The organism is Mastigocoleus sp. MO_188.B34 (genome assembly GCF_030065675.1).
Lineage (GTDB): Bacteria > Cyanobacteriota > Cyanobacteriia > Cyanobacteriales > Nostocaceae > Mastigocoleus.
The window spans coordinates 1-18,994 of record NZ_JASJDK010000070.1; the positions used below are offsets into that span (position 1 = coordinate 1).

Annotated in this window: 16 protein-coding genes and 1 pseudogene; 10 read left to right on the forward strand and 7 right to left on the reverse strand. The window is 37.6% G+C overall.

What is annotated here, in order from left to right:
* Window positions 1-211 (forward strand): hypothetical protein (locus tag QNJ50_RS16970; protein ID WP_300637354.1); only part of this gene is annotated, 211 nt, incomplete at its 5' end.
* 7 nt (window positions 212-218) lie between these two features.
* Here the strand turns inward: QNJ50_RS16970 and QNJ50_RS16975 are convergent.
* Window positions 219-338 (reverse strand): annotated as a pseudogene (locus QNJ50_RS16975) (IS4 family transposase); the annotation flags it as partial.
* 435 nt (window positions 339-773) lie between these two features.
* Entirely contained in the window at window positions 774-2,618 is a 1,845-nt protein-coding gene (locus tag QNJ50_RS16980) for a tetratricopeptide repeat protein (RefSeq protein WP_300637293.1), read from the reverse strand.
* A 130-nt stretch (window positions 2,619-2,748) separates the two neighbouring features.
* Here QNJ50_RS16980 and QNJ50_RS16985 point away from each other — a divergent pair, with 130 nt between their 5' ends.
* The 6 genes from QNJ50_RS16985 (at window position 2,749) to QNJ50_RS17010 (ending at window position 9,394) form a co-directional block, all read left to right on the forward strand.
* On the forward strand, window positions 2,749-4,275 hold the full coding sequence (locus tag QNJ50_RS16985) for a DEAD/DEAH box helicase family protein (RefSeq protein WP_300637295.1): 1,527 nt from the start codon (window positions 2,749-2,751) through the stop codon (window positions 4,273-4,275).
* A gap of 108 nt (window positions 4,276-4,383) precedes the next feature.
* Complete coding sequence (locus QNJ50_RS16990; protein WP_300637297.1) at window positions 4,384-4,908, forward strand: GNAT family N-acetyltransferase; 525 nt, start codon at window positions 4,384-4,386, stop codon at window positions 4,906-4,908.
* Window positions 4,909-5,044: 136 nt separating this feature from the next.
* Window positions 5,045-5,725 (forward strand): glutathione S-transferase family protein, encoded by a 681-nt coding sequence (locus tag QNJ50_RS16995; RefSeq protein WP_300637299.1) that lies wholly within the window; start codon window positions 5,045-5,047, stop codon window positions 5,723-5,725.
* A gap of 211 nt (window positions 5,726-5,936) precedes the next feature.
* On the forward strand, window positions 5,937-7,184 hold the full coding sequence (locus tag QNJ50_RS17000) for a cytochrome P450 (protein WP_300637301.1): 1,248 nt from the start codon (window positions 5,937-5,939) through the stop codon (window positions 7,182-7,184).
* 90 nt (window positions 7,185-7,274) lie between these two features.
* Entirely contained in the window at window positions 7,275-7,646 is a 372-nt protein-coding gene (locus QNJ50_RS17005) for a VOC family protein (protein WP_300637303.1), read from the forward strand.
* Window positions 7,647-8,014: 368 nt separating this feature from the next.
* Complete coding sequence (locus tag QNJ50_RS17010) at window positions 8,015-9,394, forward strand: cytochrome P450 (protein ID WP_300637305.1); 1,380 nt, start codon at window positions 8,015-8,017, stop codon at window positions 9,392-9,394.
* Window positions 9,395-9,570: 176 nt separating this feature from the next.
* On the opposite strand, the gene QNJ50_RS17015 is transcribed toward QNJ50_RS17010, so the two are convergent.
* On the reverse strand, window positions 9,571-10,464 hold the full coding sequence (locus QNJ50_RS17015; RefSeq protein ID WP_300637307.1) for a HEAT repeat domain-containing protein: 894 nt from the start codon (window positions 10,462-10,464) through the stop codon (window positions 9,571-9,573).
* Window positions 10,465-10,621: 157 nt separating this feature from the next.
* Window positions 10,622-11,599, reverse strand: a complete 978-nt coding sequence (locus QNJ50_RS17020; protein ID WP_300637309.1) for a carbohydrate kinase — start codon at window positions 11,597-11,599, stop codon at window positions 10,622-10,624.
* A 360-nt stretch (window positions 11,600-11,959) separates the two neighbouring features.
* Between QNJ50_RS17020 and QNJ50_RS17025 the strand changes: the two genes are divergently transcribed.
* Both QNJ50_RS17025 and QNJ50_RS17030 read left to right on the forward strand, forming a co-directional pair.
* Entirely contained in the window at window positions 11,960-12,256 is a 297-nt protein-coding gene (locus QNJ50_RS17025) for a helix-turn-helix transcriptional regulator (RefSeq protein ID WP_300637311.1), read from the forward strand.
* A 575-nt stretch (window positions 12,257-12,831) separates the two neighbouring features.
* Window positions 12,832-13,488, forward strand: a complete 657-nt coding sequence (locus QNJ50_RS17030; RefSeq protein ID WP_300637313.1) for a DUF6391 domain-containing protein — start codon at window positions 12,832-12,834, stop codon at window positions 13,486-13,488.
* A gap of 64 nt (window positions 13,489-13,552) precedes the next feature.
* Here the strand turns inward: QNJ50_RS17030 and QNJ50_RS17035 are convergent, their stop codons facing one another.
* Window positions 13,553-14,443 carry an alpha/beta hydrolase gene (locus QNJ50_RS17035; protein WP_300637350.1) on the reverse strand — a complete coding sequence of 297 codons (891 nt, stop codon included), beginning with the start codon at window positions 14,441-14,443 and terminating at the stop codon, window positions 13,553-13,555.
* A gap of 123 nt (window positions 14,444-14,566) precedes the next feature.
* A complete protein-coding gene (locus tag QNJ50_RS17040; protein WP_300637315.1) occupies window positions 14,567-15,985 on the reverse strand; it encodes an aldehyde dehydrogenase family protein in 1,419 nt (472 codons plus the stop codon).
* 318 nt (window positions 15,986-16,303) lie between these two features.
* Between QNJ50_RS17040 and QNJ50_RS17045 the strand changes: the two genes are divergently transcribed.
* Window positions 16,304-16,915: an HD domain-containing protein gene (locus QNJ50_RS17045; protein ID WP_300637317.1), complete on the forward strand. Its 612-nt coding sequence runs from the start codon at window positions 16,304-16,306 to the stop codon at window positions 16,913-16,915.
* A gap of 299 nt (window positions 16,916-17,214) precedes the next feature.
* Here QNJ50_RS17045 and QNJ50_RS17050 read toward each other — a convergent pair whose 3' ends face one another.
* The gene (locus tag QNJ50_RS17050; RefSeq protein ID WP_300637319.1) at window positions 17,215-18,942 is read right to left on the reverse strand and encodes a TolC family protein; all 1,728 of its coding nucleotides are present in this window, start codon (window positions 18,940-18,942) and stop codon (window positions 17,215-17,217) included.
* Between the last annotated feature and the right edge of the window lie 52 nt (window positions 18,943-18,994).

The window sequence follows — 18,994 nt, forward strand, 5'->3', positions numbered from 1 at the left end:
CGATACTGGTAGCACCTTCAATATCACTGGTTCAAGTGGATTTCCCCATAGTCCAGGTAATGCAGATATTTCTAATTATCCTACTAATTCGGTGCGTGGTATTTCTAAGACAACATTGAGGAACTGGAAAAAGGGAGATCCGATTATTGAACCTGATGGGGTATATCGTTTACCTGATGGGAAAATAGTTTTGAGTCGAAATTGCTCTTAATTATTTCTAAGTTTTCTAAGTTTACTTTTTTAATTAATTGTAAAAGGTGAAGCAGAATTTTTAGAAAAATATAATCTGCTAGATTCAGTTGACTTTTTAGGTGCGTTTGGTAAAATTGAGGTAACATTTGCAATAATTAGGTCTTATTGCAAGCATAAAGACCTATCTTTTTTATCACACAATGTTACTTGCCGTACAAAATAAGAGTTTCAGGCTGTTTCGTCGCCCCTTCAGGACAGATGGACGAATATTTGGTGAAGTTCGGGGTATTGAAGTATTATTGCTTGCTTGTAGCAGTACTCATCGCACCAATTATTACTAATGTGATCGCGATCGCTAAGGAAGTAGAAAAAAAGGAAACAAAGCGTAAAATGTTCGTTTTCATATAGCCCTCCCAACATAATGGAGTGGCATTATCACTTAATATCTTAGCATTTTTTCTGGGTAAATTGGGCGTAAATGCAACACCCAACCACAAGCTATCAGTAATTACTTTAATAATTACCGATAATCAATTACCTATTACCATATCAACTTAAGGTGCGGGCTTTTACAAATTACCTTAAGCACTTCCACCCCGATATTCCTCTAGTAGTTGAGGTATATAATCATATCCGTCAACCCCAATTAGAGAAATAATTCGCGACCGAAATCCTTGTAAAGCTTTAACAAACCCTTCTTTACCGAGTTGTCCTTGCAAAATAATCAATAAACCAGCAGCTTTACGCCACTCATTAGAAGCAATTTGGTTTAACAAATACATACCCAAGCAAGCTGTGTAAATTGCTGTTTCTAATTGTTTTTGACTGTAATAAGCTTCAGCTAAATTAGCCAGGTTTAAACCTTGCAAATACAAATCGCCAGAAACTTGCGCGCTTTTAAAACCTGTTTCTAAATGTTTCACAGCATTTTGCGATTGTTGAATTACTAAGTAAGCAATACCCAAACTACTCGCACATAAAGCTTTACTCTGTATGTCTCCTAATTTCTCCGATAATTTTAAACCTTGTTGTAAATAATTAATTGCCATTTCATAAGTTTCGGGCTCAATGACTTCCAACTGCTGCGCCTGCATAACTTCGCTGTAACCCAAGTTAGTCAAAGCATTTGCTTCTCCAGTTTTATTACCTGTTTGGCGGCTAAGTATTAAAGCACGTTGACTGTAGTTAATTGCTTGGGTGTAATTTTTTTGGGCGACGTAGGTACGGCTCAGATGATTATAATTGGCGATTTCACATGGACTATCCCCAGCATTCCGAGCAATTTCTAGTGCTTCTTGGTGAAACTCTATGGAACGGTCATATTCTCCCAATGCTCGCTGAGAATTACCTAATAGTGTTAGAATGCGGGCTTTCTCTTGGGTTCCTTCAACTCGGCGTAACGGCTCGTCTAAATATTGCAGTGCATCCCGTAAATAACTACCAGAAAATGAGGCGAAAATCCCCCCGTAAAAAGGAAAATAAGGACGTTGGGCGAAGGTACGTAAAACTTGAAGCATCACTTGAAAAGCAGCATCTGAGTAAGCGGTACCCCTAACAAAGCTATCTCCTAACTGACTCCAAATAACTGCAAAGGTTAAAAAAGTCGAAATTGATAACTTGGAACCTGCTTTCACATTATAAGGTTGTTTATCAAACCAAGTGACTAAACCGCGTTGCAAGTTTTGCAAAATTATAGCAATCTCAACCCAATCTCCCAAAGTTAGTTCTGATATTTGTTCCGCAAATTTATTTGCTGACTGATCCACAGCCAAAGTACGAAATAATTTTTCGGGTATGTTGCTATTTACTTTTTTTGCCCAAGTCGCCCACGGTCCGCTTTCTCCGGGAACGCCAGCAAAACCTAGAGTTTCTCCCTGATCGTACATCCAACTAACTAAATGATCTTGCAAGCGCTGCCAAGATGCAATACCTTTGTTAATCCCTTCCGCAAGTTCTTGTAAGTCAGAATTACTTTCAGCAAACTGGCGTAAAGATTTTGATAATTGTTGTAATTGCTGTAAATTCAGCGAATACTTCTGATTTGAATCGATAAAGCGTAAAAATATTAGTAACCGTTCTTCATCTGAAGCTGTAGTGATTTCTCGTGCTGCTGTAGCAATGACTTCTATTGCTTTAGTTTGTTCCTGAACTCGCTCCCACTGATTTTGAATGGTTTTAACTGCCCGAAAAGCACGGGTGGCTTTTGCTTGTTTCAATTCATCTGTTTCATTCTTAACTTGTGATTCGACATTGCTGAACTGCTCTCTCAAAGCTAGTTCAAAGATTTCTCCCGTACCAGCAGTTACACCGTTGAGTAACATCTGATATACCTGATTCGTTGAACTAATTTTACCTTTGAGGGTGCTTTGGACAATATCATCAATTAAAATCAGATACTTTTCCCGTAATGGTAGAGAGTCAGACACTTTTGCAATCCCAGAGTTTTAGATCAATTTTAATCGGACTGGGACACAACTTTAGTACTATATATAAATGCAGAGTTTTTTTTGTGTCCCCAACTCTTCTACAATTATCTGGGAAAAAGAAAAAAAGCTCATGGCCCGTACGCCAACCTTAACTTTCGATCGCGGTACTTTAATTTTACACCCACCACCACGCTGTAAAGCTTGGATGGATTTTGCTACTTGGGATGACCGGATAGAGAAATTCCGCATTCCGGCAATTCAATATCGTCCTTTAGTGGAAGCACTACAAGCTGAAAATACGGATTTTGTGGATAAAGCCAAAGAATTTTATCCCGTAGAGTTGCTTGCAGCTTTGGAAATGGAACCCTATCCCCATCAAAGTGAAGCTTTAAAAGCATGGAAATTAGCAGGGAGACAAGGTGTAGTAGTACTTCCAACTGCTGCGGGTAAAACCTATTTAGCCCAAATGGCGATGCAGGCTACACCCCGTACCACTTTAATTGTGGTGCCGACTTTAGATTTAATGCATCAATGGTACGCTCATTTATTAGCAGCTTTTCCCGATGCAGAAATTGGGTTATTGGGCGGAGGTTCTCGCGATCGCACGCCGATATTGGTTTCAACTTACGATAGTGCAGCAATTAATGCGGAAAATTTAGGTAACCGATATGCTTTAATTATTTTTGATGAGTGCCATCATTTACCTACAGATTTTAGTCGGGTAATTGCCGAATATGCGATCGCACCCTATCGTTTGGGTTTATCAGCAACTCCAGAACGTACTGATGGCAAACATGCAGATCTAAATATTTTGATCGGTAGGGAAGTATATCGCAAACGAGCTGAGGATTTAGCCGGTCAAGCTTTAGCCGAACATGAAATAGTCCAAATAAAAGTTAAATTATCCCAGTTAGAACGAGAAAAATATAATCGATTAATTCAAATTCGTAATGATTTCTTAAGAGAATCTAAAATTTCCTTGGGAAGCATTCAAGGTTGGCAAAGATTTGTACAAATGAGTGCTCGTTCTCAAAATGGACGCAGAGCGATGTTAGCACATCGGGAAGCCAAAGAAATTGCTTTGGGTACGGATGGGAAAATTAGGGTTTTAGCAAATTTATTAGCGAAACATTACCCAGAGAGGATTTTAATTTTTACAGCAGATAATGCCACCGTATACAGTATTTCTCAGGAATTTCTGATTCCAGCAATTACCCATCAAACCCCAGTTAAAGAGCGCCACGCAATCTTAACAAAATTTAGGGAAGGGGAATATAAGAGTTTGATTGCTTCCCACGTTTTAAACGAAGGTGTTGATGTTCCATCAGCTTCCGTTGCAATTATTTTATCGGGAACGGGTTCCGCTAGGGAATACATTCAAAGATTGGGAAGAGTTTTGCGTAAGGGTAATGTGAAAAATAAACAGGCGATTTTGTATGAAGTGATTGCAGAGAACACCAGCGAGGAAAGAACCTCAGCTAGGAGAAGAGGAGAAGGAGATAAACCACAAAAACAGGAAGGGAAGAAAAATAATAAAGGAAATCTACGGGTTGTTTATGGTAGCGGTGGTAAGGGAAGAGATTATAAAGCTGCAGAACAGATGGAAATCAAATATTCAACTGATAAATCAAAGTCTAAAAAAAATGATGATTTTTGATATAGACTCCAGTTGGTGTAGAAAAATTACTAACAATCACCGATTCCGATGAATCATTACTCATTACCACTACCTAACAGATATCACAAATACTTAAAGTAATATCACATGAGCAATATAATTATTGAGCTTGCTGATTTTGAGCGAGATTTTTCAGTAATATCAGGCATCAGAAGTAAAGTTTTCCATCAAGAGCAACAAGTCGATCCGAAATTAGATATTGACGGTCAAGATAAAACTTGTCAACAGCTAATTGCTTATCTAGATGGTGAAGCAGTGGGGACAACAAGAATAAAATACTTAAATCAAAATACTGCAAAGATAGAGAGGCTTGCTGTATTATCCAATGCAAGAAGACAGGGTATTGCAAGGAAACTAATGCTCAAAGCATTGGAAGTGATATCTCCGTTAGACGCAGCAAAGCTGAACACCGCAGGTGCAGTTCAGGGGATGTACTACGCGAACACACAAAAAAATATTACAGACCAACAAAATATTACTGAGATTATCATCCATGCCCAAGAATACATTAAAGGTTTGTACGAACAGTTAGGTTTTGAACAGTACGGAGAAGCATTTGTTGAAGCGGGAATTAATCATATCAAAATGAAGAAAATCCTAATTACGCCTTAATATCAAAATATCAACTTCAGAAATATTTCATAAATAAACTGTAGCTAGAGATTAATGAGGTAGGAAAACTCACAATGTTTTGTCACCTCGTTAATTGCTATTAATGTATTTTTTGTCATTCAAGATGTTTACTGACATGAAACTTTACTATGCTCCAGCTTCATCATATTCCCAGCGAGTACTAATTGCTCTCTACGAGCAAGAAATAGATTTCACACCCATTGAAGTTAACCTTTTTGACCCTGAAGCACGATCGCAATATTTGCAAATTAACCCGTTTGGTAAAATTCCCACGCTCACAACAGATGAAGGTGAGGTATTGCACGAAGCTTGTATTATTATTGAATATCTCGATAGATGTAGCAAAGGCTCACAACAACGATTAATTCCTGAAGATCCAAAACTCGCTTTAGAGGTGAGAATGTTGGAAAGGATAATTGATATATACGTTAATGGTGGAAGAGAAGCCCTTTTTACTGATAGTCAGCGTCCACCGGAAGAAAGAGGTAATAAATCAGTTCTGAAAGCACAGCGATTATTGGAAACAGCTTGTACTGTACTTAATGAAAAATTAGTAGATCGTACCTGGCTCGCAGGAGAAGAATTTTCCTTAGCTGATTGTGCTGCTGCTCCTACTCTTGCTTATCTACGTATGGTTTATAACTACAAGCACTTCCTTAACTTAATGGCTTACATTAAGCGTTTGGAGTCTAGAGCATCTGTAACCAAAGTATTCCTTTCGGGACGCGAACAGATGACACAAATGCTATCTACACTGTCCTATCCATTAGAATTATTAGCTTTAGAAAAGTTATAGCTCCTGTTAGCAAAGCGGTATGCTACCGTATAAAATCTTATATTCTGACTCCTGCTGTGCTTACGCCCCACTTACGTTAACGCCGCAGGCGCGGTCTGTTCTGATTCCTGACTTCTGACTTCTGACTTCTGACTTCTGACTTCTGACTTCTGCATAAGTTCCAATACCATATCCCTACAGAGTTAATAACCAGTATTTTTTGTCCCTGAAAATGTCTACTCCAACTATCGAGAGATTAAACCCATTTTTACCCGAGGTAATGCCAGATCCCTATAAATTTTATCGTTACTATAGAGAAAAAGATCCAGTACATTGGGGAGTTTCTTCAAACCCCAATTTATCTGGTGCTTGGTATGTTTTCCGTTATGAAGACGTCATAAAAGTTATGGAAAACCGTAAATTTGGTCGGGAGCCCATCAAGCGCAATGACGTGGAAACAACACCCGTTCCAACAGCCTATAGTACTTTTTTGAATATGGTTAGCAACTGGATTGTTTTCCGGGAACCACCTAATCATACACGCTTAAAATCCTTGGTTAGTAAGGCATTTACCCCAAGAGTTGTGGAAAATTTACGTCCAATGGTCTATCAACTTGCAGATGGTTTATTGGATAAAGTTCATGCTCAGGGAAAGATGAACCTAGTTGAGGAATATGCTTTTCCTTTACCAATTATGGTGATAGCCATTATGTTGGGCGCAGATCCTGAAGATCGAGATTTATTTCGTCAATGGGCATTAGCTTTACAAAATGCTAGCGCTTCTCGCTTGAAACCACCGCCAGAAATTTACGAGAAAGCAGAAAAAGCTTCTCGAGAATTTATTGACTACTTTAAACCCATAATTGCTTCTCGAAGAGCCAAGCCCCAAGATGATTTAATTTCTAATTTAGTTAAGGCTGCTGATGAAGGAGATAAGTTAACAGATGAAGAAATTGTTGCAACTTGTACCCACTTGCTAACCGCAGGACATGAAACCACGGTTAATTTAATTGCTAAGGGAACCCTTGCATTACTGCGTAATCCTGATACATTACAACTATTGCGATCGCACCCCGAACTAATGCCCAATGCTGTTGAAGAAATGATCCGTTACGACACCCCAATTCAAATGATTACTCGTTGGGCTTATGCAGATATTGAAATTGGCAATCGATTAATTAAACGTGGAGATAGTGTTGGAATAATGCTTGGTTCGGCAAACCGCGACCCTGCACGTTTCCAAAATCCGGAAGTCTTTGATATCAAACGTGAGGATGTAAAACACACTGGTTTTGGTGCAGGGATTCATCATTGTCTTGGAGCGATTTTAGCCCGCGCCGAAGGTCAAATAGCTTTGAATGTATTGCTTAATCGTTTACCAGACCTCCGTTTAGCGAACGAAAATATTGAGTGGGCAAACAATATTATTTTTCATGGTCCCAAACAGTTACACGTCAGCTTCAGAAAACCAATTTTCTAGGAGACTATCAGAAAATTTTGCTCTAATGTATAATTTCTGCCATGGGAGCCTCCAAAAGTAACTGTATATTATCAACTACAAGTGAAAGTTATGAGTATTGTCAAAGGTTTAACTAAAGCTATCCTCTATGTTAAGGATATAGAAAAACAAACTGAATTTTACAGGGATTTACTAGGCTTAAAAATTAAATCTCGTCAGAGTATTAAGGGAAATCCAGAAAAACAATGGGTAGAATTTGCGACCGGTGAATGCACTTTAGTTTTGCATGGCAATCTTAATAAAAAACTCGGTCAAGATAGGCCAAAGTTAGCTTTTCATGTTGACAATTTTGAAATCGCATATCAATTATTAAGCGAACGCGGCGTCAAATTCGACACTATACGTCATCCTTCTCATGGTTTAACAATTGCCGAAGCTATCGATCCAGAAGGTAACCCATTCACTATTGATTGTCAGCAATAACTATGGGAAAGTAATTAAAATAATTAATAAACAATGTTGCACAAAACTGAATAGCAAGCTTCTCACACTTCCCACACTCCCCACACCCCCTACAGTTAAAGGTTTGTTCACGCACGCGCTTGTGCGGATGAGTCTTAACGAGCGTGCCATTCGGGTATATGCCCTCTAAATGAACTTTAACTATCATTAAAGTCTATAATTTATCTCTCACTTAAACAGACTCCGACTTTAAATTAAGCAACTAAGGAATAGAATAATTTTTTTCACAAGTAATTGCAGAGATGGGATATATCCCATCTCTACAAAGTGGAAATTTCTATAGACCAACCTTAAATTAATTAGATGCAAAAATAAAGAAGTTATTCGCAATGAAATTAGATACAAATCAATCAACTGAAGATATTTTCTCTTTACCTGGTCCTCAAGGTAATTTCTTACTGGGTAGTTTAATTGACTTTGCTCGAGATCCCCTCTTCTTTATGACTCAATGCGTTCGGGAGTATGGAGAAATTATTCCTTTGCACTTCGGTTCGAGAAAAGTGATTTTGCTCGCACAACCTGAATATATTCAACAAATGCTTAAAGACAGAGTAACCTTTACTAAGTCAATGGCTTTAAAAAGTATGCGTGCATTACTCGGACAAGGTCTTCTCACCAGTGAAGGAGAAACATGGTTTCGACAAAGACGTCTAGCTCAACCCGTATTTCACCAAAAGCGGATTGCTGACTATGGTGAATTAATGGTTCAAAATACTCAAAAAATGCTTAAAAATTGGCAAGATGGGGATACCAAAGATATTCAAGCTGAGATGATGCGCTTGACTTTCAACATCATCATGAAAACACTATTTAACAAAGACGTATTAGAAGATGAAGCCCATGATGTTGCTCGAGCAATGCAAGTATCATCGGAGTGGATGATAACACAACGTAAATCTCTAATTCCTTTTCCAGAGACATTTCCTACACCTTCCAATCTCCGTTACCATAATGCGATCCAAAAATTGGACAAATATATCTATCGGATTATTGATGAAAGACGTGCTAGTGGTGAAGATCCCGGCGATTTATTATCGATGATGATGCAAGCACGGGATGAAGATGATGGTAGCCAAATGAACAATAAGCAGTTACGAGATGAAATAGCGACTCTAATTTTTGCTGGACATGAAACTAGTGCTAATACTCTAGCTTGGACATGGATGCTATTGTCACAACATCCCAATATACAAACAAAGTTACGCTTAGAAGTAGAACAAGTATTGGGCGATCGCACTGCTAAATTTACAGATATTCCAGCTTTGAAATACACGACTATGGTAATCAAAGAAGCGATGCGGCTTTACCCAGTAGTTTGGACTATTATCGCTGATACAAGCAGAGAGTGCACAATTGGTAACTATCACGTACCTCGTGATTGTACTGTAATTACTAGTCAATGGGTAATGCATCGATGGGAACGCTATTTTGAAGAACCCGAGTCGTTTAAACCAGAACGCTGGGATGGAGACTTAGAAAAAAGATTACCTCAAGGGGTTTATACGCCCTTCGGCGGTGGACCACGTACTTGCATCGGCAAAAATTTTGCATTAATGGAAGCAGTTTTATTATTAGCAACTATCGCCCAAAATTTTGAGATATATTTGATTCCTAATCAGTCTATTGTTCCTGAACCAACAATTACATTACAGCCTAAAAATGGTATCAAAGTTACTTTAAAAAAGCTACCTCAACCAACTGAAATTTAAGTAAATTAGAAAGTTTTTACTAGGGTATAGATACATATTATTTCTTGCTCATCCAATCAAATATGCAATCAATATGGGATTTGGGAAAAAGATTGAGCTAAAGCAATCACTACCTATAAATGGATTGCGGGATTTTACTGGAGTTTATAATTAACGCTTATTGTTTGTATTTATTGTTATTTTTGCGAACGAGACTGCTGTGCTTTTTTCAGAAGTAGTAGCGGATCGTTCACCGACGCGATCGCTTCTGGACGAAATTTTCCTTGGGAATTCTTCATGATTTGTAAAGCTTTTTCCAAGCTGGATGTGGCTCCACTAATTTCTTGCGGTGAAAGCTGATTTATATGCTCATAAAAACTCTCACCAATGTTACCCAAAGCATAAGCAGCACCGTAACGTACGGTTTCATTCCCATCTTCTAAACTTTTAATCAAAATAGGTATGGCGGTATGGGCGTCTTTCCCAATAGTACCCAAAGCACTTGCTGCGCTGGTTCTCACCCAATTATCTTTATCTTCCTTGATGGTTTTTATCAGTGCTGGGACTGCTGCAACAGCTTCTTTACCAAATGTACGTAGTGCATGAGTTGCACTGTAGCGCTCCCATGCTTCTCCAGTTGATAACTCACTAATTAAGAAAGGAACAATAACTTTTCTGTCGATGGAGCTTAGAGCTTGCATTGCGCTAGATCGTACTTGAAAATCTTTGTCATCCAAAACTTTTTTCAAAGCAGGTACTGCAGCATTAGCATGTTTACCAATTTTACCTAAAGCAATTGCAGCACTCTTACGGATAGCAGGATCTTTATCTTGTAAAGCATTGATCAAATCTGGAACAGCCGATTTACCCAAACTTGCTAATGATTCTACTAATCCCGAACGTTGTTCCTCGTCAGCTGTTTTTAATTGCTGAATATATGAACCTGCTGATTGCTTGTTTTGTTGAGCAATAGTAATACTGGTGACAACTAAAGGCGAGATAACGCATAAAATCATCACCTGAAGGTAAGCAATAGTTCGCAAACTACTTCTTGCAAAAAAACTGTGGCGGGAATTTAGATTTGCTGTCATGAGTTTGGCGATCTGAAATTAGGGAATGTGTATCAGGAAAGAAGAAAGGGAAAAGTGAATAACTGTAAAGCTGGAAACTTAAGAAATTAAGAACTTAAGAACTCAAAGATTAAAACTTCAAAGATTAACATATCCAAAAGATTAGAAATCTAAAACATTAAGACTTATGGGTATTCAAAAAAGTTTCTACTTCTTCTGCAGTCGGCTGAGATGCGATCGCACCGGCTTTGATGGTAGTTAAAGCACCAACAGCACTGGCATAGGTAACAATATTTTTTGCAGTTTCTCCATTACCCAAGCTTTGAATCCCTTGCTTTGCTAACTGATGAATAAAACCGGCTAAAAAGCTGTCTCCTGCTCCTGTTGTATCAACTACAGGTATGCTAAACGCAGGTATTTTCCCTTCGTTCTCACTCAGACAATAGGCACAACCGTTTTCTCCATCAGTTACTAGTACTCCTTCAACCCCATCAACTCTATAAGTAATTGCGCCGGGGTCAGTGGTATTAAATAGCCATTCAGCCTCTTCCTTAGAAAGTTTGAGAAAATCAACTTCTTTTAAGATTTGTCGAATGATTTCCGGTGCGATATCGGGATTTTTCCAAAATACAGGACGCCAATTAACATCAACAATAACTTTCACATCGTATTGTGCTGCTAATTCCAAGGCACGATGAACAGCCTGACCGCTTTCAGGATAAGCTAACTCTAAAGTACCCAAAACCAAAAAATCTGCCGCCTCAAATAGAGAAATCGGCATTTCCGAACTATTGAGGTGGGTGTCAGCAAATTCAGCCGTGTCATACTCACCAAAGCCAGCAAAATGGCGATCGCCTGCTGTGGAACGTACAACATAAACTTGTCTGGTGGGAGCGCTGGGATGATATTCAACCCCAGTCGTGTCTACACCCACTTCCTTTAATAATTGAACCAATTCATTACCTGCTTGGTCTTTACCCACAGCACCAACGAATCCTGCAGAAGTTCCCAATTTAACTAAAGCACAAGCAACATTAGCAGGAGCTCCACCAGGATAAGGAGTCCAAGATTCAACTTCTTCAAGTTTTCGTCCCAATTGATCTGCAAGACAATCGAATAAAACTTCACCTAAACATAAAACACGGGAATTGCTCATTTCGTCTGATAATTTTTGTTTTTGGGTATGAATTTACTGTATGGAATCTACACTAATTTAACTGCTTATTTTGGCTATTGTTCATACAGTTCATACAACTAAATAGCATAATTTCCTAGGTTCGCGAACTCTTTTTGCTTTATGTAATAAGATTTGGTAAGTTCGCTTTGAACATTTTCGATTTACGATTGAATAACAAAAAATACTTATCCTTTCTAAACAGTATTGCTGCTAACGAACGAAACAAATAAATTATTATTATCGTATTACTGCTAACACTTGAAACCTCCACCACCAAAAGAATCTTTTAGAATGAATAAGAGCATTTGAGTAAATATACCAACGGAGGAACAGATACTCATGGCTGGTGGCGAGTCTCAGGCCCCTGTTAGTCTGTCAGACCGAGAACTGCAAATCATCGAATTAGTGGCTGCTGGCTTAACTAACCAAGAAATTGCAGGTAAACTCGAAATCAGTAAACGTACAGTAGATAACCACATCAGCAATATTTTAACCAAGACAGGAACCGATAACCGAGTCGCACTCGTCCGTTGGGCTCTGCAATGGGGTAAAGTATGCCTAAATGATGTTAATTGCTGTTCTCTACCTAAGCAATCCAGCGAACAACAACAGCTGGGAATGAAATCTAAATCCTAGATTTTTATTTTTGCTAAATCCTAGATCTTAGTTTTTGGGGTGTTTTTGCGTTATTCATAGCGCATCTACTAGTAAATGGCTCAGTTTATTTAACTCTGATTTTTCCGCGAATTGCTAGTCAAATACCTGTGCCATTTTCAGTAGTTGCCGATAGTTCTTCTCCTCACGCCTCATTAAAAGTGTGAAACTTTCACTTGCGGCGATCGTTATTTTGCCTCACACAGTGTTAATTTTTTTGATTGAGTCCTGTACTGCGTAAACCCGAAAGATTGCGGAGACGTAATATATTACGTCTCTACATGCTCAGACGTTATTTCCAATAGTTAATTTCCAGGATTTATTTCCAGGATTTACTCCCAAAATTTATCTCCAAAGCTCGTTTTCAGAAACTTGTTGAAATCTTTACATAAATTAAATAGTAAAAATTTCAACAGTAGAAAATTAAGTATATTTTTGATTGTTACTTGAAAATCATCAAAAATAATCAACAAAAATTAGCAATATTCCATTAACTTAAGCGCTACATTGGAAAGTAATCTATATTGCTACATTTGCAATTGGGCAGCAATTCGGCTATGAATACCTCTGCTTTTATCGATGGTGATTTCTCTAGCTTTAATTTTCTCAACCTTGATTTTGTTACAACATCAAAATCCCAGGATGCCGATCTTGTTGAGCATCTCTCATTTATTCCGGGATTGAAAGAAATTGTCATGCTACGTCAAGTTCATGCTTTAGAACATGGAACTGTTTGGATTCTAAGTCAGGCAGATAAATTATATAATCCTGGAACCACTCCAAATGAACTTCAGACAGAAGATAACGAACTTTTAGGTGGTTTGTCTACAGAGCAAGGATTTTATCTTTATGGAGATGTGACAATCGGTAGTCTGAGGCGTGCCGCAAAACTTGCTTTACATAGATTAATTAATGGAGAATCGAATTTAGCTGTCCATCCCCGTTGCAGTACAAATATTTCAGTAACAATGCTAGTAACTGCAGGATTTGCAGTGGGAATGCATTTGTTGTTACCAAGAGGACCAATTGAGCAAATTATTGGTTTGGGAATAGCAACAACAACAGCTTCAGAAATAGCTCCTGAGCTTGGCTTATTAGCACAAAAATATCTTACTACCGCGATTCCTTTTAACTTGGAAATTGAAAGTGTGATTCGGACTCAGGATAATTGTGGCAGATCAGCCCATTTTGTAAAAGTATGTTGGCGTGATTGAATGGGGCTGAGATAAAGGGTTAATTTTAATTTCTACATCATATTCTCCTAATCTTCATATTCTCTTAATCTTCGGTCATCCAATCCAAAATGCACCGAGCCGTAGTTTCTGATTGTTCTAGATGGGGTACGTGACCACTATCCTCAATCCAGATAAGTTGATTGGTTTTTATACTAGCTTGAAACTTTTCCGCATCAGCAGTTCCCAAGATTTCATCAGAATCACCCCACAATATTAGTGTTGGCTGTTCGATTTTTGATAACTCTTTTCGGAAAGAGCTATAACCACCACTTTTGGTAAAGGAAATTAAAGCTTGGCTCCAGTTTGGCATATCTAGGTGTAATGCAGCACATGTTTGTGCATCAGCAGAAGCGAAATTTTTATTTTTATAAGCTGCACGACTAATACTTTGGCGTACTTTTGGGTTACGTAAAAATTCTGTGGCTAAATAACCTAAAGGTGGAAACATAAATTTACTTAACGGCGAACCACCCCCAATACCTGCACTATCTATTAATACGAGTTTTTTCACTATTTCCGGATAGGTGAGAGTAAAATCTATTGCTGCTGCACCTCCCATAGAAGCACCGACTAAAATTACAGGTTGGTTAATTAAGGTTTTCCAAAAATGGTAAAGGTGAATTTTAATAGTTTTAGGACTAAATTTTATATTTGGGATTCTACTTGTAAAACCAAAACCTAATATATCTACAGCCCAAGTTTCACAATAGGGGGATAGTTTTGGTAATAAACGTCTAAATTCAAATATAGAACTATCAAACCCGTGAATTAACAGAATGGGTATTCCATCGCTACCTTGGCAAATGTAGGATGTAAGAATCGATTCCCCACTTAAAGGTGTGGGTACGTGGATTTGTTTGATATTCTGGGCTAAAGCAATTGAAGTTGATTCTGTCAATTGCTCGGTATTTGGGGGAAGAAAACTAGGAAACATAAAATCCAGTTTACCGTTAATTAACCCCAGGGCAGAAACCAAAAAATAGAGGGAAAAAGTAATTTTATTTGAACCCAATCGCCAATCTCCAATCTCCAATCTCCAATCGCCAATCTCCAATCCCTAACCACCATCAAACCACCAAGAATTTTCAACTAACTTGGTTTTCACAAATAACGTTTTTTTGCGCATAAAGCGTTTTATTCCTGAAACACCTGTACGGGAACTTCCCATACCTGAAAATCTAAAAGGGTTTTGTTCTCCTTCTTGAATAATGATATTCAAAGCTGCATCATTGATGCTAACAGCACTAAGATTTAACTTTTCGGCGACTTCTATGGCTTCAGCTTCTGTAGCCGCAAATACTGCTCCGCTAAGTCCATAGAGAGAATCATTGGCTAAATTGATCGCTTCCGTAACTTGTGAAAAAGACATTACCGGTATTATTGGACCAAAAGTTTCTTCGGTCATGATTTTCATGGAATGATTCACCCCAGTAATAACCGTTGGATGACACCACCAACCTCCACCTAATTCTTCAACTTCTCCCCCACAATGGATGACTGCACCCTTATCAATTGCATCTTGTAAATGTTCCTCAATGATTACAGCTTGTTTTTCTGCAATGATTGGTCCAATATCTCCATTAGAAGGTTCGGGGTGAGAAAATTTCAAACGATGTGCTTTAGCTACCAATTGATGATAAAACTTATCATAAATCGATTCGGCAACATAAATTCTTTCCAAACAATGACAAGACTGTCCACTATTGAAAACTGAACCCCATAAAACTGCTGAGGTTGTTACACCTAAATCTGCAGACTCCAAAATAATTGCCGGATTTTTACCACCCAATTCCAAACAAGCAGGAATAAATTGTTTATTCGCAGATGCTGCAACTTCTAAACCTGTGCTTGCATTTCCCGTAAAGCATATAAAGTCAACACATTCAATTAAAATAGTTCCGGTGTTTCTACCTCCCTCAACAAAATTTAGGACATCCCGCAATATCGGTATGGTGCTGAGTGCAGCTAACAGAGGTGACATAAACCGGGGTGTGATTTCACTTGGTTTAACAATTACCGCACAACCTGCAAGTAGTGCTGGAATTGTATCAATGGTAGATAGAATCAACGGACAACTATAAGGAGAAATTACTCCTACCAATTGATAAGGTACCCCTGTCTGTTCCAATTGAATGAAGCGAATATTTGTTTCTTGGCGAGAAGAACGCAAGGTTTTATGTGCAAATTTACACCAGTAATCAAGATTCGCCAGAAAAGAATTTATTTCTAATTGGGAAACTGCCCAGGTTCCAGTATCAGCAACGAGAGCTTCGCTTAACTTATTTTTATTTGAGACTATAGCTTGTTTCCATTCTTGTAAAGCTGCAATTCTGATCTCCAAACCTATTTCCTGCCAATTTTTCTGCGCTCTACGCAAACGATGACACTGTTGTACTAAAAGTTTTTCTGGTGGGGGTATAATTACGTAATCAAACTTACCATTACGGGGATTGCGAACTTCAATAGGTCTGGACATAATTCAAGTTACCACCAGTTTTACTCTTGCGATCGGCACTTTTGGCGTGAAATTGATAAGAACAAAATTTTTTGTTTGATAGAGTTTTAATATTACTGCCTAATCCCATTGTGGGGATTAAATTTAGCCTTGTAATATCAGATATTTCAATAAGCACTGAAAATCAAACTAGTATTTATTCCCAGGGGAATAGTTAATTCTAACCTCTGAATAAGTTTTAAATTACCACCCAATCGACTTTACCAGTTATGGAAATAGCATTTTCCCACCTGTTGCTAATCTAGAAACATCAAAAATTTAAATCACGGATTGGAAATAATGAACTTGAAGGTGACAGAAACATCAAAATTGACCAATCGTTTTGAAGAAGCTTTAGTTTATGCCCACAAATTACACCAAAAACAAACCAGAAAGGGAGGTAAAATACCTTATATTAGTCATCTCTTAAGTGTCACAGCTTTGGTAATAGAAAATGGAGGTGATGAAGATGAAGCTATCGCAGCTTTATTGCATGATGCAGTGGAAGACCAGGGGGGAAAAGCAACCCGCGAAGTAATTTTAAATATGTTTGGTCAAAGAGTCACTGAGATTGTAGATGGTTGCACAGATGCAGACACTATACCAAAACCACCTTGGCAAGAGCGCAAAGAGCAATTTATTGAAAGAATGCGCCATGCTTCAAGTTCAGTTCGTAGAGTAGTTTTAGCAGATAAGTTACATAATGCGCGCAGTATTTTGAGCGATTTATTTAGGGATGGAGAAGCAACTTGGGATAAATTTAAAGGTGGTAAGTCAGGAAGTTTGTGGTACTACCGGAGTTTATTAGAAATATTTTTGGAAACTGATGCTGATTCTTGGTTGGTACAGGAATTAAATCGGGTTGTTAATGAGTTTGAGTCAATAACAAAAGAGACTAAAACTAATTCCTAATTTCTAACCTAGTACAGCAAGGCAGAAATTAAGCAATAATTTACACATGCAAACAAGATAGAGAATACTTTTAACTTCCGCGCAGTGGTACTATCGGGACTTAGACAAAAAACAAGTAGGAAAAAGCCTCAAAGCCAGTCATGACAAGGGATTAACTTCAAAGCCCTAAAAATCGCTCTTAGCGGAGCGTGGCGTTAGCCATAACATAGATATATCAAGAAAACAACTAATTTGACGTAAAACCATTGATTTATAAAGCTTTGAGGCTGTTTTTTGAGCAAAAAAATGTCTAAGTCCCGCTATTCCCCAATCTCAATTTTCCAAGTTTGTAACGTTGTACCCAGAAACTGGTCTAAGTTTGTCAAAGCATTCAAATATCCAATTTTTGCATTTAATTCGTTAGTTCTTGCTTGTGCTAGACGGTCTTGAAAGCTAATTAATTCAAAAATTGTTCCCTCTCCTAAACCTAGCTTTCGTTTTTCTTGTTCGATTTCCAGTTGTTTTTGAGATAAACGAGTAGCGTCCCGTGCGAGTTCTAGTTGGGAAAAACTTAAATTGACATTTCTAATCCTATCTTGTAATTCAAGTTCTAAAGTTGCAAGCTGATCTTGTAAAGAATTTTCTGACTGTATCAAACTAATACGGGCTCGATCTAATGCTTGTTTTAAATTTAAATCTCCGATGGTTCGACTTAAAGATAATCCAGCTCTTGCATCTGATTCTCGATCTATTTCATTTCTCAAAGTCGCAGTTAAGTTTAAATCCCAACGCTGACGGTCTTTTGCTTCTAATAACTGAAGTTTATTTTGAGAAACATTAATTTGAGATATTAAATAACTTGGTTTATTTGTTAATGCTATTTGTCTGAGTTTGTCTAAGTTTAGTACCGGTGCTTTTATTGAACTGGGTATTTCGTCTGCAACAATATTAGTACTTTGATCTATATCCAAAATATTTAACAGAGCTATTTTACTTGATTCGAGGGCATTTTTAGCACTTAATAAACTAAATTGGAGATTTGCAATATTAGTTTGGTTTTGGACTATTTCAACAGGTGCTTTTCTTCCAGCATCAATTAAAGCTTGAGTTAATTCTAATGATTCTTGAGCATTTTTAAGAGCGCGTTCGCTAATTTTTACCGATTCTTGGGCTTGAATTAAACTGCGATAAGCAGTAATGGAACTAGTAACAGTATTAATCAATGTAGATTTTAAGTTAATAATATTTGCCTTTTCTTGCAAGCGAGCTAGTTTGACTGAAGCTCTATTAACCCTGGTTCCAGCACCTCGAAGCAATGGTTGTTGTAAATCAACTTGAAAACTTTGGCGAAAAATATCATCATTTATGCCATTATTTCCATTAGAGGTTTGAGCATTACCAATCCAGCTAAAGTCTAAAGTTGCACCTGTAGGAATTTTCACTTGCACTTTTCCGTCTACTGTTCCTGTGGGATTGAAGTCGGAATTTCCAATTCGATCTAGGGATAATGAAAATGTTGGTGTAAAGTCTGGAGAAAATTTATCCTTTGCGATCGCCAAGTCTTGTTTTTGGGTAATTCGATCTAGATAAGCGTTTTTAATATCGGTATTATTTGCAATTACTAAAAACACAACATCAGAAAGTGATAGTTTAGTTACTTTTCTTGGTTTGGGGGAAGGTATTTGTTCCGGGTTGAATTTTTCTGAGTTAGATTCTTTTGGGTTAGATTCTTTTGATTTATATTCTTCTGACTTAATTATTGATTGATTTCGATTTTTATCTGAATTATTTAATTTATCCCGATTTGATATTACCTCATTGTACTGTGGATCTAAATTATCTTTGTTACTACCAAACTCAGCTGTGTCTGATAACGTTCTTTTAAAAATTGCTGGATATTTGTTGAACATGTCGGGTAAATAACTATCCGCAAGCAAAAAAGATTTTTTGGATAAATCACACATCATATCCATACAAGATTTATCAGAACTTTTATCTTCCAATACATTCTCAGACTTATTATAAATATTTGCATCAGCTGCACTCATAGTTGCAGTAAAAATAAAGATACAAATTAAAAAACTTGTCAAATTCATTACC

What these genes read in the sequence shown, in the direction of transcription:
- QNJ50_RS16985 (WP_300637295.1), top strand. Translation starts at nt 2,749, where the DNA reads ATGGCCCGTACGCCAACCTTAACTTTCGATCGCGGTACTTTAATTTTA.
- QNJ50_RS16990 (WP_300637297.1), top strand. Translation starts at nt 4,384, where the DNA reads ATGAGCAATATAATTATTGAGCTTGCTGATTTTGAGCGAGATTTTTCA.
- QNJ50_RS16995 (WP_300637299.1), top strand. Translation starts at nt 5,045, where the DNA reads ATGAAACTTTACTATGCTCCAGCTTCATCATATTCCCAGCGAGTACTA.
- QNJ50_RS17000 (WP_300637301.1), top strand. Translation starts at nt 5,937, where the DNA reads ATGTCTACTCCAACTATCGAGAGATTAAACCCATTTTTACCCGAGGTA.
- QNJ50_RS17005 (WP_300637303.1), top strand. Translation starts at nt 7,275, where the DNA reads ATGAGTATTGTCAAAGGTTTAACTAAAGCTATCCTCTATGTTAAGGAT.
- QNJ50_RS17010 (WP_300637305.1), top strand. Translation starts at nt 8,015, where the DNA reads ATGAAATTAGATACAAATCAATCAACTGAAGATATTTTCTCTTTACCT.
- QNJ50_RS17015 (WP_300637307.1), bottom strand. Translation starts at nt 10,464, where the DNA reads ATGACAGCAAATCTAAATTCCCGCCACAGTTTTTTTGCAAGAAGTAGT.
- QNJ50_RS17020 (WP_300637309.1), bottom strand. Translation starts at nt 11,599, where the DNA reads ATGAGCAATTCCCGTGTTTTATGTTTAGGTGAAGTTTTATTCGATTGT.
- QNJ50_RS17025 (WP_300637311.1), top strand. Translation starts at nt 11,960, where the DNA reads ATGGCTGGTGGCGAGTCTCAGGCCCCTGTTAGTCTGTCAGACCGAGAA.
- QNJ50_RS17030 (WP_300637313.1), top strand. Translation starts at nt 12,832, where the DNA reads ATGAATACCTCTGCTTTTATCGATGGTGATTTCTCTAGCTTTAATTTT.
- QNJ50_RS17035 (WP_300637350.1), bottom strand. Translation starts at nt 14,443, where the DNA reads ATGTTTCCTAGTTTTCTTCCCCCAAATACCGAGCAATTGACAGAATCA.
- QNJ50_RS17040 (WP_300637315.1), bottom strand. Translation starts at nt 15,985, where the DNA reads ATGTCCAGACCTATTGAAGTTCGCAATCCCCGTAATGGTAAGTTTGAT.
- QNJ50_RS17045 (WP_300637317.1), top strand. Translation starts at nt 16,304, where the DNA reads ATGAACTTGAAGGTGACAGAAACATCAAAATTGACCAATCGTTTTGAA.
- QNJ50_RS17050 (WP_300637319.1), bottom strand. Translation starts at nt 18,942, where the DNA reads ATGAGTGCAGCTGATGCAAATATTTATAATAAGTCTGAGAATGTATTG.